Annotated in this window: 9 protein-coding genes; 1 reads left to right on the top strand and 8 read right to left on the bottom strand. The window is 37.6% G+C overall.

Features of this window, described 5'->3' with window-relative positions; all coding sequences use genetic code 11:
- Nucleotides 1-1,258, top strand: a 1,258-nt coding sequence (locus QZV68_RS02770) for a peptidoglycan-binding domain-containing protein (RefSeq protein ID WP_296878350.1), incomplete at its 5' end; no start/stop codon positions are given.
- A gap of 341 nt (nt 1,259-1,599) precedes the next feature.
- On the opposite strand, the gene QZV68_RS02775 is transcribed toward QZV68_RS02770, so the two are convergent.
- The 8 genes from QZV68_RS02775 to QZV68_RS02810 form a co-directional block, all read right to left on the bottom strand.
- Complete coding sequence (locus tag QZV68_RS02775) at nt 1,600-9,384, bottom strand: hypothetical protein (protein WP_296878352.1); 7,785 nt, start codon at nt 9,382-9,384, stop codon at nt 1,600-1,602.
- Between the two features lie 437 nt (nt 9,385-9,821).
- Nucleotides 9,822-11,183, bottom strand: coding sequence for an MFS transporter (locus QZV68_RS02780; protein ID WP_296878354.1), 1,362 nt, complete (start codon nt 11,181-11,183; stop codon nt 9,822-9,824).
- 23 nt (nt 11,184-11,206) lie between these two features.
- Nucleotides 11,207-12,121 (bottom strand): DNA glycosylase, encoded by a 915-nt coding sequence (locus tag QZV68_RS02785; protein ID WP_296878356.1) that lies wholly within the window; start codon nt 12,119-12,121, stop codon nt 11,207-11,209.
- The gene (gene hisF, locus QZV68_RS02790; protein WP_296878358.1) at nt 12,118-12,942 is read right to left on the bottom strand and encodes an imidazole glycerol phosphate synthase subunit HisF; all 825 of its coding nucleotides are present in this window, start codon (nt 12,940-12,942) and stop codon (nt 12,118-12,120) included. Before hisF ends, QZV68_RS02785 begins: the two co-directional genes overlap by 4 nt.
- A gap of 49 nt (nt 12,943-12,991) precedes the next feature.
- Nucleotides 12,992-13,153 (bottom strand): preprotein translocase subunit Sec61beta, encoded by a 162-nt coding sequence (locus tag QZV68_RS02795; protein ID WP_296878360.1) that lies wholly within the window; start codon nt 13,151-13,153, stop codon nt 12,992-12,994.
- A gap of 69 nt (nt 13,154-13,222) precedes the next feature.
- Nucleotides 13,223-13,690 (bottom strand): cyclic pyranopterin monophosphate synthase MoaC, encoded by a 468-nt coding sequence (gene moaC / locus QZV68_RS02800; protein ID WP_296878362.1) that lies wholly within the window; start codon nt 13,688-13,690, stop codon nt 13,223-13,225.
- Between the two features lie 5 nt (nt 13,691-13,695).
- Nucleotides 13,696-14,904 carry a tRNA pseudouridine(54/55) synthase Pus10 gene (locus QZV68_RS02805; protein WP_296878364.1) on the bottom strand — a complete coding sequence of 403 codons (1,209 nt, stop codon included), beginning with the start codon at nt 14,902-14,904 and terminating at the stop codon, nt 13,696-13,698.
- 1 nt (nt 14,905) lies between these two features.
- On the bottom strand, nt 14,906-16,255 hold the full coding sequence (locus tag QZV68_RS02810; protein WP_296878366.1) for a signal recognition particle protein Srp54: 1,350 nt from the start codon (nt 16,253-16,255) through the stop codon (nt 14,906-14,908).
- Nucleotides 16,256-16,263 lie beyond the last annotated feature (8 nt).

The following is a 16,263-nucleotide window of genomic DNA, read 5'->3' on the forward strand; positions in this document are numbered from 1 at the left end:
CTCCACACTCAACATCAATAACACCGAAACCAACTACGGAACAACCACCAACATCAACGTAACCTACGAAGGAGCAGAAGGAATAACCGCAAAACTAAACGATGAATTAATAATATTCAAAGGAAACACCATACCAATACCAATACTCAACGCAGGAACATACACCTTAACAGTAACAACAATACCAGACAAAAACCACAACAGCATAACAAAAACAGCCACAATCACAATAAACAAAGTGGATTCAACAATAAAAGCCAATAATATCACATACACATACGAATCAACAGGAACCACAACAGTAAACTACACCGGAGCCACAGGATTCACCGCAACAATAGAAAAAGGAAACCTGAAAATCGAAAACAACACAATAACAGTCTACAACCAAAAACCAGGAACATACAAACTAACCATAACAACAATACCAGATGTTAATCATAATACTGCTAGCACAAACATAATGGTCACAGTAAACAAGATTGAAACAAAAATAACCGCACCAAACATAAAAACAACATACAACACCAACAAATACCTAACAATAACACTAAAAGACAACAAAAACAAACCAATAACAGGAGCAAAAATAAAAATAAACACACAAAAAACATACACCACCAACAAAAACGGCCAAATCAAAATAAACACCAAAAAATGGACACCAAAAACATACACACTAAAAATAACCTATACCGGAAACGAAACACACAAAGCCACACAAAAAACAACAAAAATAATCATCAAAAAAGCAACACCAAAAATAAACGCAAAAAACAAAACATTCAAATCCAACAACAAAAACAAAAAATACCAAGTCTCACTCAAAGACAACCAAAGAAAACCAATGAAAAAAGCCCAAATCCAACTAAAAATCGGAAAAACAACATACAAAACAACAACAAACAACAAAGGAACAGCAACATTCAAAATAAAACTAACAAAAACAACCAACGCACTCATAAAATACACAGGAAACAAAAACTACAACAAAATAACCAAAAAAATAAAACTGACAGTAAAAACAACATTCCAAACCATATCATACGGAAGCAAAAACCACCAAATGGTCAAAAAAATCCAAAAAGCACTTAAAAACAACGGATACTACACCACAGCCTACGGACACTACCTAAAAATAGACGGAATATACCACATCTGGACACAACAAGCAGTCAAACAATACCAAAAAGACAAAAAACTAAAAATAACCGGAAGAGTAGATGAAAAGACAGCTGTAAAACTTAAAATAGTATAAAGCAGGTGCCAGAGGGCATCTGCCAACCATTCTTTTTTTACCAATTTCACAAAGCGAATCTGCAGCATGTATATCCTCCAATACATTTTGAAAGCAAAAGCGGGAAACGTCGATGTTAATGTCAAAACCGACGATGTAAATTATAATCAAACCAAGTAAACCTCGGTTAAATCATAGCCATATTAAAAATAATGAAAGAAGATTGGAACCCCATCTGCATGAAATTCGAAAAGTTACATTTGAAACATTGCAGAATAATCGGGAAAAAATTTAAATCTTTAAAAAAAATCCTTAAAAAAAAAAGAAATAAAAGGGAGTTGAAGACTCCCCCGTGTTTAATTTTATTTGCGTCTTAATGGCATTAATCCCATAATACTTAAAATCACAAGCAGTATGTAAATCGGATTACCGGTTTCATGTTTAGCAATATTATGCGGAGCAACTTTATTTTCCTTATAATCATCTGTTTCGTTTTTTATTGGTTTAGATCTGTTGTCTTTTACTACTTCCATGTTTGTGGAAGCATTACCGGAATAATAATAATCATCACCACCGAATATTACTTTAATAGTATAATTACCTGCATTGAAGTCTTTTGGAATAGTCCAAGAGACAGTTCCAAAGCCGTCAGTAATTTTCACTTTTTTGACTGTTCCGTCAGGCAATACAACATCAACAATACCGTTGAATATTGAATCGTCTTTAGGAATGACCTTAACAGTAATCATTACAGTTTCTCCAGGTTTTGCTGAAGAAGGAACTTCTACAGATATGTCGACCGGAACTTTTAATACTGTGATTTTCATTGTATTGTTGGAAGGACTATAGATTCCATCACCAAGATATGACAGGTACCCTTTGTAGATACCTGGCCCGGATAACACAACATTCTTGAAAACAGCTCTACCGTTTACAACTTTGGCTGTGTATTCACCGGCAGCACTCTTGCTGATATCAGCAATCTTATCACTGACTTCCAAAATAGCTATACCGCTTAATACTGGGTTGCCGTTTTCATCCAATACGACAGCAACGATATCAACAACATCACCCGGATAACCAACAATGTCAAGAGCTCTGATAGTGGTATCCAATTTGGATACAAGTACATCAATTGTAGTTTCTGACGGATTGCATAAATTATCACCGGAGTAAGTTATTAATCCTGTATAATTTCCAGGACCTGGTAAAACAACACCTTTAAATGTTACAACACCATTCGAAACATCAGCGGTGTACTTGACACCATTGAGGCTCAAAGTAGCAGTACCATCAGGAAGTGGTTTTCCAGTTTCATCAGTAATAACAGCAGTTATAGTTACCTTTTTGCCAGGACTTCCACTGACAGGGCCAACAGTAATGTTTGAGTTGTGAATCACATCGGTTGAGTTGCTTGCAGTGACTGAATCCAATTTATCAGCAAATACGTTTACAGTATTATTTAATAATCCACCGACAGTTGATTTGAATTTGAATGTAAGCACAGCATTTTGACCTGCCTTAAAGAGGCCGTCGTATGTGAATACATCATTTCCTTGTGGGTCTTTGGATTGTTTCCATGATTCAGCGCCTTCAACAGACACCAATTCAAGACCTGCGGAATAAATTTCAACAACTGTAAGGTTTCTTATGTCAAAATCTCCTACGTTTGTGATATTGACTTTGAACAGTACATCTTCACCGATTTGGGTATTGTTGGTCAGGGTAATTTTCTCAACTGAAATCTTAGGGGTTTCATCAAATACTTCAACGGCAGCTACAGCATTGCCCATAACGGTATCATTGTAACCGTATGTAGCGTTGTTGGTCATGAGACCAGTAGCAGTAGTGTTGAATATTAGGTGAACAGTAGTGAAATCACCTGCTTCCAATTTATCCAGGATGAATGTTTTTGTACTTGCATCATAAGTCCAAGGAACATCTGATCTTATTGAGTCGTAAACTAAACCTTCAGAGAAGTTATCTTCACGGATGAATACGTTGTACAAATCAACGGTTCCAGTATTGACAATTCTGAATTCGAATCTTGCTTGGTTTCCAATGATAACACCGTTTCTTTCTAATGAGATTTTAGTAGTGGTCATGTTAATGGTTTTATCCATTACAGTAACGTTTTTACTGGTTGCATTAGTAACAATGGTACCGTTGAATCCAGCTGCGATTGAATTTGCAATGTTTCCTTCAGCAATAGCTCTAAAGTAAAGCAATACTGTGGATACGTCATCATCTGTCAATGAATAGTTCAATCTGAATGTATTTGAAGTTTCATTGTATATCCAGTCATCATCGGTAGTGTAGTGATCAAATACAAGGACATCTCCCCATTCTTTTTCAATGAAGAAAATGGAATCCAAATTAACGTTTCCTGTGTTTTTGATGACTACCTCATAAATGACTAGGTCTCCAACAAATGCCATGTCCTTAACCAACACTTTTGTAGCAGTTATGTTTGGTTCGTAAGGTAAAACCTCTTTTGCTGTGGCATTAACACTTGTTTTGTTTTTGCCTCCGTTCCAAGTTGCATTTACCGCATTGGTAATGGCACCAGGGCCGGTTACATTAAAGTACACATGCAGAGCCGCATAACCGCGCACACTGATTGAACGATTTAAGGTAAATGTCAATGTTGATTCATTGAAAATCCAGGAACTGGCACTTTCCCAACCTGCATAAACAAGGTTTTCACAAGGCAATTCCTGAATGGATAACTCCATAGATTCAAGATGTTTGTCTCCGATATTGTGAACTCTGATTTCATAGAGCACTTTGTCTCCAACATAGACTCTGCCTTGAGTGAGCAGATATTTTTCAACTGTAATATTGGAATTGTCACCTTCCACATCAGGAACGTGTTTGTGTGTAACGTTTATGTAGTCTGATGCATTGGCCAATTCAATATTATTGTCATATCCGCCAGTTACTGTATTGTTTTTGACACCCTCGCTTGTTGTATTGAATACAAGCAAAATGGTTGCCATATCATTAGGAAGCAAAGTTCTGCCATAAGTAAATTTGTACTTATTGTCGCTTATTTTGGATACTGTCCATGATACATTCTGGTCGGAATACAGGTATTCCAAACCGTCAGGAATGTTTTCGATGAAATAAACATTATCCAAAGCAATGTTTCCTTCGTTGATTATTACAATACGGAATTTAGCAAGTTCACCGACAGTAATGATTCTATCGGTTTCATATTTAATCTTTTCAAGGTCAATTGCAACATTGCGAGGCAATACATTTACGCCGCATGTTGTATTTTCACAGTCCATATCGCCGTTGAATCCGGAAATTACAGTATTGTTCTTAAATCCTGCAGTAGTAGTGTTGAAGTACAGTGTTAAACCGAAATCTTCGCCAGGAGCCACTTTTTCGTTCAGGGTAAACTTGTACCTGATGCCGTCAAGTTTTTCCATGGTCCAATTGTCTACAGATTTTCTGAAGTGGTCAAATACCAAATCACCGTAGTCGTCTTCAATAAAGTAGATGTTGTCCAATACGACATCACCTGTATTTTCGAGAATAATGTGATAAGCTACCTGATTGCCTGCATATACCAAATCACCGCTTACAAGTACCTTATGAATTTTCACATATGGATTATACGGCAATACTTCAACTTTTACAGAGCTGCTTGGTTTCACATCTTCATCTTCACAACCGGCAATAGCCTTATTTGTAAAGTTGCCGGGTTTTGTAGCATTGTAGACAAGTTCGATTACATGATTTTCACCAATCGCAAGAGGATGTTTCAAACTGAATTTGACCATTCCTCCTGAATCTACAGCATCCCAGCAATCTTCATTATATATGAAATGGTCATAGACCAAACCGTCAATATCCTTATAGTCCACAAAGAATGCATTACTTAAATCAACATCTCCAGTATTGATAATTTCAATTTTGAAGATTACCTGATCGCCTTCATAGATTACACCCTTATTCTCAAGATATTTGGATATTATCATGTCATATTTCGGTAAAACTTCCTTATCCGGAGTGGTATAGGAAGTTGTATTTCTGCCCACATTCCATGAGGCCTTTACGGTATTTGAAATGTTTGCGATTTTAGTAACGTTGAAATAAAGAATTACCTTAGCATAATCCCTTACCGGAAGGTCATTATTGTATTTCAATGTCAGCCTGTTACCTTGCTGAGTAAGAGTCCAATGCATAGCCTCGTCCCAATGACTGAATTTCAAATTAGGATAAGTTTCATCAACCAATTCCAAATCAGTAATTGTTGCATTACCAATATTGTGAACGACAATTTCATAGTGTACAGTATCACCCAAATGAATATCCCCATGGGTGAGTAGAGTTTTCACTACTGAAATATTGTGGTTACTTCCTTCAGGATAAGGTGAAACTGTTTCATTTACATAAACCCAATCACTGCTTGTATTTAAAAGTACCGGATTGTATAAATTGCTTGCATTGCTATAATAAGCCACTACCTTATTGGTATGATTACCCAATTTAGTTGCATTGAATATCACATCAATCAAAGCGGTTTCACCCATTTCGAAAGTATGATTTAATTCGAATGCTAATTTTCCATCAGAAGTAGTAAAAGCATTCCAGAATTTATCCCTGTCGGATTTGACGTAGACCAAACCGTTGGCGAACTCTTCAACGAAATAGAAATTCCTCAAGTCAGTGTTACCTGTGTTGGTTACTTCAACAACAAATCTCACTAATGAATTTGGTAAAACTTCCCAATTGGAAAGCCTGTCCTTTTCGATTGAAACGCTAGGCCTGAACGGCAGAACTTCCACTCCACAGGTAGCATTAGCTAAATTCATGGTATTGTTATGACCTGCAACAACAGTATTGTTTTTGAATCCGGAACTTGTAAGATTGAAGTACAAGTATGCGGAATATCTCATTCCTATACCTGCTGATTGGTTTAATGTGAACTTATATCTTTTTGAGTCAAGTTTTGTTTGAATCCATGTACCTACATCATTTTTAAAGCTGTTATAAACCAAACCGTCTGTATATGCATCTTCAATGAAATAAACGCCGTCTAAAATTGCATTTCCAGTATTTTCAACGGAAATATGATAAACAATCTGATTGCCGACATATTTTGTTTCAGTAGTTCCAACATGCTTTGTAATTTTTAAATTAGGAAGATATGGAATTACTTCAACATCTGCTGAATCAGTTACGTTGACTTCTGGATATTCACATAATGCTGAAGCATTGTTGGTAATGTGGCCTGCTTTGGTAGCATTATAGTAAAGCTCAATGCTGGCGGTTTCGTTAATACCAAGTGTATTCTTCAATGAGAATTTAATTCTGCCGTCACCCATCCGAGTCATAGTCCAACCGTCGGAATGGCGGTCGAATATCAATCCTGCGATGTTTTCATAATCAACTATGTAAGCACCTTTCAAAGCGATATCACCTGTATTTTTAACGGTAACCTTAAACATGATTTGGGAAATATCGTAAATGGTTCCTTTAGTCTCTAAAGATTTGGCTACAGTCATGTTTGGACTTGGCAAGATTTCAAAATTGCATTCTGATGAATTTGATAGCCTGTCAAAGTTTGCATACATCACTACCTTATTGGCGAAATTGCCTATCTTGGCCGCCTTAAACGGCAAGATCAAACTCACGCTTGAATTGGCCGGCAAAGGATTATCTGAAACCAACTTATCTCCGTCAAAATGCCATCCAGACAATTTAACACTTTTGTTGAATTCAATAGCTGACGGATAATCATCAACAGCATATAACTTTGTAATTTCCTCATCAACATCATTATAGAAGGTAATATTGAAGTATATCACATCATCCAAATGAATGCCCTCAGTGTTAACAAGAACTTTTGTCACATGGAACTGGCGAGGCAAGACTGTCAAGGTTGCAGTTGTATTGCATATCTCATATTTGCCGTTCTCATTTGTGTAATTGGCAAACAGAGTGTATTTTCCAGACTTGAGATTCCTAAGTACTGAACTTTCAAATATTTTTGAAACACCCATACCGTTAGTGTGAGAGTTTCCAAGCAATGTGTAAACGCCGTCAACAATCACATAATATTTTACTGTACTGGCATCGGCAATGAAAGTTAGATTTTCATCGAACAATCCTGAAATTAATTTTTGTTCCTTGAGGCTGCCTTCATACATTGTATGATTGAGCAGATTAAGTCCAGGAGTTATATGAATGCCTGTAGTGTTGAAGATTCCAGTGTATTGCATGTCTTCGGGGTGATTTTCTGAAATAATATACCAGTAATCATCCTTGATACCATGAGGAACGCTAACCTTACCGTATATGTCAGTTACAGCCTCAACAATGCTTGTTGAATCAGTTGAACTGTCATATATGCTGAGTGTGACCTCTTGATTACGTTCACGGGCATCCTGATAAACAACAGTGCCCCCTTGACTTTTATCAGCACCATCGACTACAGCAACACCATCAATCATGACATTTGAAGAAATGCAGTTATTGTGTATCGCATTCAATATGTTGTCTCCACCATATAATACCGCACCTACATGGGCAGTATTATAGACGATAGGCAATATGTATGAATAAGCCTGGTTATCACCAAATGTTACACTGTCGGCAGATAATTTAGAACCTCCGTCAAGATATATGGCACTTCCGTTAATAGCCTTATTGCCGTCAAAGGATGAATCTGAAAGCATCATTTCAGATCCGGTGGAATAAATGGCACCACCATAATCAGCAACATTACCGGTAAAGTTTGCCTTGATACGAATATCGGAAGATCCATTCAAATATACAGTACCAAGTGTAGCTGAATTGTCATTGAATACGGCATTTATCGTATTACCCTTAGAATTTTGACCCATTCGTATAGCAGAACCGTTTTTACCATTATTACTGATAAAATTACCTGTAATTATTGAATTTATCACATTTTTAGTCATTTCAATAGCTCCGCCACCAATACCATCAGCGGTGTTATTGATGAAAGTACCGTTTATATGAATGTCATCTGCCGGACCCTGGAAATAGATAGCTCCGCCTTCAAAACATGCATAGTTATCTTTAAAGTATCCGTTAATATTCACACTCTTTGCAGTATCTTGAAAATGGATTGCACCTGAATATCTGGTTAAAGCCTTGTTTCCTATGAATGTACCCTCAATATTTACATTTTCAGGATACCTGAAATATAGAGCCCCTCCACTTCCAGGTTCACCATTTTGACCTGCAGTGTTATTTATAAAAGTACCTGTAATGTTAACATTCACGGCTTTTTGATCTAAATATACGCCGGAACAATATTGAACAGCTTTATTTCCAATTAAATTAAGCTGGAATACTGAGTTTGTAACATCACCATAGAATTTTACCCCAGTAGCTTGTCTTGAAGTGTTGTTGATAAAAGTAAGATTAAAATTACACTTATCAAAAACAGTAGAAGTACCCGCATAAATAGTGGCTTGATTTCCTGCACGATTATCAATAAATTTAGCGAATATATTTGAATTTTTTACCGGTCGATTGAAATAAATAGCAGAACCATGGCCTTTAGAAGTACAATTTAAGAAAGTACAATTTTCAATAACCAAATAATTCAGATTACTTCCAAAGTATAACGCACCCCCATTACCATTAAAATTAGCATTCTTGAAAACTATGTTTTTCAATATTAAGTTATTAACAGCAGCAGAGGTAGTGAATATTCTGCTCTTGCCGGATGCATCGATTGAAAATCCCTTACCGTCAATCGTGATACCCTTTCCTATTGAAATTGCAGAACTACCTGCACTATTAATATAACTTTTATTCAATTCAAGAGTACCTCCAGCAGAAGTACTGTCAATTAAGCCTTTTAATTGACTGAATGACCCTGAATCAGCAGCCAATATATCATTATTGGTGGCCTTAAGGACATGATTTGAATCAAGTTCTACAGTTGAATTATCAGCTTTTGCCAAACTAAGAGGTGAGTTAGTAACTTCATCAACATCACTGCTGCCCGATTGCATGCTGACAGTAGTATCGGCATCAGCAGATGAAAGTGAAATAGGATCTACAGCGTTATTTAAATCCGAAGCACAAACTGTAGGTATTAATAATAATATTATTAGAAAAGCTAAAAATATTATTATGTTGTTTTGATTTTTCATTTCCTTTCTCACCTCCGTTAAGACCCTATTATAAAACAACGAAACAAATTAGGGAATAAATCATGATTAATTATCTTCCTCATCTTATATAAACATATGATATATTGGTGAAATTCGTATAATTTTTAGCTTATTTTATTAATCAATTGTATCAAAAGTAATGAATATTATACCAATTAGTAAAATAATATTATAAGAATATTATTGAACTTTAAAATTAAAAATATTCTTATTGAATATATTATTAAAAAAAAATGAAATAAAAAAAAATAAAAGTATGTAAATGAACATTCTTTTCCCATCACATTACCTGAAAGTAAAAAATTTCATATATAATATGAATAAACTTATCCAGTTAAGTTCAAAAGTATGAAAAGCACACTCTCAGCTAAGAGATGCAGTGAAAAAATGCATACTTCCCAAATCCCAAAACAATCCTATGCATTTGACTTGAAGCCGACAAGGGATGCAAACACAGATGCAACGCAAAGCAGCATTGAAATCAAGCAGGTTATCTGACAGCTGGTTATCAAAAGAGGATAGTACTGTTCTATTATAGGCACATTTCCCATTACGAATGCAAATACCAATGTCAGTATTCCCATACTCATTGCCTGGCCAACTGTACGCATTGTTGCAACTGAAGCTGATGCGACTGAAGTGTCTTTTGGAGGCACAGATCCCATAATGACATTCGTATTCGGAGGCGAGAACAGTCCAAAGCCTATACCATAGGCTATCATAGATACAACCAGAAATCCCATTGAAGTGGTGCTGTCAAGAGATGAAAACAGGAAAAGTGACAGGGTACCTAAAGCCATTCCAATAGCTGCCAGGATTTGTGGTACAAACTTATCTGACAATCTTCCGGCAATTGGAGCTAGCACTACCTGACACAATGGTGCTACAAGCAATATCATTCCTGCAGTCTGTGAATCAAAACCCTTGATGTATTGAAGGTGATAATTGAGTATTGTCATTACGGCATATGTAGCTAGGTATGCGCACAGAGATGCGAAGTTGGCAGACAGGAACTTGTTATTTTTGAAAAATCTGACATCAAATACGGGATATTTCTGTTTCAGCTCAATCAATGCGAATATTACCAGAATTATTATACCCAAAACGACCAGCAATATTCCAAGCGGAGTGTTTAGAATAGTAAATCCGTACATGAACAGCACCATTCCTATTCCGTAGGCAAATGATCCTTTGATGTCGAGAGGAATGTTTTCAAAGGAACTCCATTCTTCATCTATTCTAGTTAAAAGCAAAGCCAAAATAACAAACAGGAAGGGAACGCCAAAAAGCACTACGGATTTCCATCCTAAGTTATAGTTCAGGATTCCGCCGATGACAGGAGACAGTGAAAGACCTACATAAACACCGGTAATGTTTATGCCCAATGCCTTTCCGCGCTCTTCGGCAGGAAAAGCGTTCACAATCATCGCCATTGAAGTGACATTAATAAAAGAAAGAGAAATTCCTAAAATCAGCCTGCATGCAAGGAACTGCTCCTGTGATGTGACAAGCACATTGACTATGGAAATTATGATAAATAGAACTATGCTTACACATGTGACTTTCTTAAGCCCATATTTTCCTGAAATCTGGCCTGCCGGAACTGAAAGAACCGCCACGACCAATAAAAAGATAATTGTAACCCAATTTTGAACGATATTGCTCATATGAAATTCTGCTGCAATGGATGGAACGACTATAGTGACTGCATTGACAGCAAAAACAGTGAAAAATGACAATACCGTACAAATTATTAAGATTAAATTTTTATTCTCCATTGAGATATTATTTAAATTTTATATTATTTGAGTTTATTCATCAGGCCGGATTTCCTTGCATAATGGAACAAATAAAGCTGGACATAACCTGCATTGTCGCCGAACTCCTCCATTCCAAAATCACGAACCCTGGCCACACTGATATCCTTTCCATCAAAATACAAATGGGAAACTATGCGCTTTATCCATACATCTGACGGGAAAGCCTCTCTAAAGTTAAATCCATAAAGCAATATGCAGTCAGCCACTTTCGGACCGACTCCCGGAACTTCAAGCACGGTTTCAAAGGCCTCTTCATAGCTCATATTGAATATTTCACCAATACTGATTTCATCGGCAAATATTTCAGATGCCCTTCTCATGTATGGTGCCCTGTATCCCACTCCACAATCTTTAAGGTTATTTGTACACATTGAAATATCCGAAACACCTGATAAATCGGATTCCTCTTCCTCATCCAGATATACACCTAATAAATCAGAGCTTTTGGGAAATATGGAGTAGTCGCCATGATGGTCCCCCCAGTTCCTCTTTATCTGAGAAATCGACTTTGTCCATCTTTTGATTGAATTGTTTGCAGAGCATATCGATGAGATTACGCATTCAAAGGGATCAGGCGCCAAAAACAGTCTTAAGCCATTGCAGAATTTAGACATTTCCGTCAGCTCGGCATGATTGCCCAGATATTTATAGAATTTATCCAAATCAAAATCCAAATCGAAAATGTAATTTAACTTATCGCTGGCCTGCCTATACGAAACGTCACCGGAATAATTGAAATCTAAAAATTCGCCATATTGTTTGACATTGAAAATGACCTTATTGCCACCAATATCAACAACATTAGAAAAAGTACCGTCAACTTCACGCCATGGAGGCTGTGAAGTCTGGCCGGACAGTTGAGTTAACTCCAAATCAATAGGGGATTCGATAATCATAAGCGAACAGCCACATTATTTTCTTTCAAGTATTGCTTTACTGTACCTATTGAATACTGGTTAAAATGAAATATGCTGGCCGCAAGAGCTGCTGAAACATCGGTCTTTTCAAAGACTTCAAGGATATGTTTCGGTTCTCCGACACCGCCACTTGCTATAACCGGAATGTCAACAGCATCATTGATGGTTTTGTTCAAATCAATATCATATCCGTTCTGGGTTCCGTCCCCGTCCATACTTGTCAGCAGTATTTCGCCGGCTCCACGCTCTTCACATTCGATTGCCCACTGTATTGCATCAATGCCTGTGAATTCACGTCCGCCGTAGATGCTTGTGTCAAACCAGCAGTATCCCTTATCGGTTTCAATAACTGTCTTGTCAGGCACATCGTCAGGGTGGTCGACATATCTTCTTTTTGCATCGATTCCGATGACTACTGCCTGGGATCCGACAACCTTTGAAGCTTCAGTCAACAATTCAGGATTTTTGATTGCAGCAGTATTTGTTGAGCATTTATCCGCTCCGGCCTTAAGCATTTTAATGTAATCGTCGACTTTCCTTATTCCTCCGCCGACACAAATCGGCATGAAAACGTTTTCTGTCAGTCTGTCAATAACGTCAGCCATAGTGGCTCTTCTTTCATGGGAAGCAGTAATATCCAATACTACAACTTCATCGGCACCTTCCTCATAATAGCGTGTTGCAAGGTCAACAGGATTGCCTGCATACTTGATTTGCTTAAATTCAACGCCCTTTACAACTCTGCCTTCCGTAACCTGCAAATCACAGTCTAGACATGGAATAATTCTTTTAGTCAACATAGTATCAAATAAATAAAAAAAAGTAGAAATTTTTGTTTATTGGATATCCTTAAGCGGAATATCTTAAAACAAAACAGAGTATCGCTACAATAACAGTAGCCACGAGAACATGCTCAGGAGAAAGTTTTGGGCCTACACTTTCTTCATCAAAATATCTTACTAATCCTGCACCTGTTTGAGGCATGGAAATCTTATTATCTTTTTTTGCCATAGTAATCTCCCTTTAAGTTAATTGATAAAAATAATTGTATATAAATATTTTTTTCATAGTATATAAAGTTTAAATTTTTTCCTTTTTGATGACTTTGATATCACTGATTCGGGTATCCGGATACTGTCCGTCCTCATCTTTTTCAACTGCTTTTACCATATCCCATACAGTAAGCAAAGCAACACTTACACCAGTAATAGCTTCCATTTCAACACCAGTTTTGCCTAAAGTGTTGACGGCACAAATTGCCTTGATTTCATCTTCGCCAACTTCAAAATCCAGCTCTATTCCAGTCAATGCCAGCGGATGGCAAAGCGGAATTATTGAAGAGGTGTTCTTGACTGCCTGAATTCCTGCAATCTGGGCGGTTGTTAAAACGTTTCCCTTTTTGATTTCCTCATTTTGAATCAGATTGATTGTATGTTTATCCAGAAATATGCTGCCGCTTGCAACGGCCCTTCTTTTTTGATCGGGTTTACCCCCAACTTCAACCATATGTACTCCGCTGTCTGTCAAATGTGTAAATTCATCTGCCATAATATCTACTTCTCGCTTACTTCAATTACATCCAATTGTTCGCAAATAGCATTAACACCCAGGATTTCACTGATGTTAGGCTTGCTTCTTCCATCATCACCGGAAATCAGTTCCTTAATGTATAATCCCCCTTCGGTTTTAATGCGCATATTGAAGGAGGTGCCATCTATCATCTCATAAGACAAATCCAGAACATGCTTGATGCGCACTTTATCTGCACGACGCCTCAAAACCCTTTGAGGAGTCTGCTGGTGGATTTCATTCAAGTCTTTTATCTGTTCCAGCTTATCCATATCAATTTCGCCGTCACACTTTACAAGGGCATTATAGACCTTGTAGGTATCAGGAGATGATTGTTTGATTTCTGCTTTTCTTCTCCTTTCACAAACATGCAGATTATGATAGGAGGTTTTGCCTTCGTTAATGTGATTAATTTTCTCTTCTATCGAAGCCAGATCGATGTTTCTGATTTTTGGCTCCTTGATTTCCAAAACGAAAGGTCTTCCGGAACCAAGCATCAGCACGTCAATGTCTTCACGGCCGGCACCGTGGAATTTTGCTTCACGTCCTTTAGTCAATTTCAGGAAATGCTCGGAAATCAGCTCTTCGACTGATTCTGGATATTGCTTTCCTGTGTAGTTGCATTCCTCACAGCCCCTTCCCTTGCATTTTGTGCATGGCCATTTGGTTTGAGGAATTCCACGTTTCAGCTTGTTGTATTTTCCTTCAATATATAACGGATTAATCTGAATTCTGACTTTGGGCTCACCTGTAAGGTCAACGTTGAAAACTATATCCTGACTTTCGAATTCCGCTTCCTTGTCATATCTTTCCCAAATTCCAAGGCCGATAAGTCTGTTGACCTCCTTTTTGATGGTTTCAACATCAAGATTGAACTTTTCGGAAAGTTCCTCATCCCTCTCCTGGATATCCTTGCTGATTTTGGAACCTACAAGAAAAGTTTCGAACTCGACACCCAGCCTATTTATCTTATTGTCTATTTTTTCATAAAGGCCTTCGTCGAGCTTATCGAATAGGTTATCACAAACCGCACAGTCCACATTATCCAAATCAATTCCCAACTCCTCAGCTGCCTTGTTAGCCCTTTCGATATTGTTTGAGCCTTCGACGGTTTTGGACAGTTTGCGGCCAAGACAATTTTTACAGATTTTGCCGTCAGTTTCACTTATAATCTGTTTAGCTAATTCCCACATGTTATCTGTTCATGAATTGACCCATCATACGGTTCATTGCGCCGCCACCTAAACGGCCGCCACGTTTTCCTATTCCTTTCATTGTCTTTTTGGTGTTGTTGTAGTATTTCAAAAGCTCCTTGACTTCGCTTTCGTCTACTCCTGAACCTCTTGCAATCCTTCTTATACGTGACTGCTTGATGATTTTGGGATTCAACATTTCCTCTTCGGTCATTGAAGACATCATGATTTTATAGAGGTCTATCTTGTCCTCTGTCATCTTGGATGCCTCTTTTGTAATCTTGTTTCCCATGCCGGGAATCATGTTGAGCACCTGCTGCATCGGACCCATCTTGTTCATCATTTCAAACTGGTTTTTCATGTCCATCAGTGTGAACTTACCTGTCAGCATGTTGTTCATGGTCTTTTCTGCAACATCCTCATCGATGTTCTCCTCAGCCTTTTCTATGAGGGACTTGATGTCTCCCATACCCAGCAGTCTTGAAATGAATCTTTCAGGGTCGAAGAGTTCGAAGTCGTCGATTCTCTCACCTGTACCGATGAACTTGATTGGAGCGCCTGTTTCTGCTACTGCGGACATTGCACCCCCACCTTTTGCTGAACCGTCCAATTTGGTAATGATGATTGAACCGATATCTGTTGCCTGTGAAAATGCTCTTGCCTGTTCACCGGCCTGCTGACCGATAGTACCGTCAATAACAAGAATAGCTTCATTCGGATTGATGATATTGTCCAGCTCATTCATTTCAGCGATAAGGTCCTCTTCCTGCTTGTGCCTTCCTGCAGTATCGAAAATGATGACTTTCCTGTTTTTGAATTCCTGCAGACCTTTGCGGGCAAGGTCAAGGGCATCCTTGTTGTTTGGATCTCCGTACAAAGGCACATCCATTTCTTCAGTCAGCTGCCTTAATTGTTCATAAGCTGCCGGCCTCCATGTGTCTGTACATACGACCGCAGGATTGAAACCCTTTTTCTGTAAATATCTGCACAGTTTACCTATGGTTGTGGTTTTACCTGAACCCTGAAGCCCTAAAAACAGAATTTTATATGGCCTTTCATTGATGTCTAGACCTGCCGCTTCACTGCCAAGCAGGTTTACCATCTCTTCATAGATAATTGTTATAACATGTTCTCTTGGAGTGATACCTTTCGGAGGTTCCTCTTCAAGAGCTCTTGACTCGATTTTTTTTGATAACTCTAAAACTAATTTAATATTTACGTCAGATTGAATTAAAGCACGTTGTATGTCTTTTACAACCTCTTTAATTGTTTTTTTATCGATTACTGACATCCCTACTAATTTTTTCATCGTATTAGTAAGATTTTCTCCTAAACTTCCAAGCATTGCCATTGTAATCA

It is taken from the genome of uncultured Methanobrevibacter sp. (assembly GCF_902801725.1).
In the GTDB taxonomy this organism is placed as follows: Archaea; Methanobacteriota; Methanobacteria; order Methanobacteriales; family Methanobacteriaceae; genus Methanocatella.

What these genes read in the sequence shown, in the direction of transcription:
- moaC (WP_296878362.1), bottom strand. Translation starts at nt 13,690, where the DNA reads ATGGCAGATGAATTTACACATTTGACAGACAGCGGAGTACATATGGTT.
- hisF (WP_296878358.1), bottom strand. Translation starts at nt 12,942, where the DNA reads ATGTTGACTAAAAGAATTATTCCATGTCTAGACTGTGATTTGCAGGTT.
- QZV68_RS02785 (WP_296878356.1), bottom strand. Translation starts at nt 12,121, where the DNA reads ATGATTATCGAATCCCCTATTGATTTGGAGTTAACTCAACTGTCCGGC.
- QZV68_RS02805 (WP_296878364.1), bottom strand. Translation starts at nt 14,904, where the DNA reads ATGTGGGAATTAGCTAAACAGATTATAAGTGAAACTGACGGCAAAATC.
- QZV68_RS02810 (WP_296878366.1), bottom strand. Translation starts at nt 16,255, where the DNA reads ATGGCAATGCTTGGAAGTTTAGGAGAAAATCTTACTAATACGATGAAA.
- QZV68_RS02775 (WP_296878352.1), bottom strand. Translation starts at nt 9,384, where the DNA reads ATGAAAAATCAAAACAACATAATAATATTTTTAGCTTTTCTAATAATA.
- QZV68_RS02795 (WP_296878360.1), bottom strand. Translation starts at nt 13,153, where the DNA reads ATGGCAAAAAAAGATAATAAGATTTCCATGCCTCAAACAGGTGCAGGA.
- QZV68_RS02780 (WP_296878354.1), bottom strand. Translation starts at nt 11,183, where the DNA reads ATGGAGAATAAAAATTTAATCTTAATAATTTGTACGGTATTGTCATTT.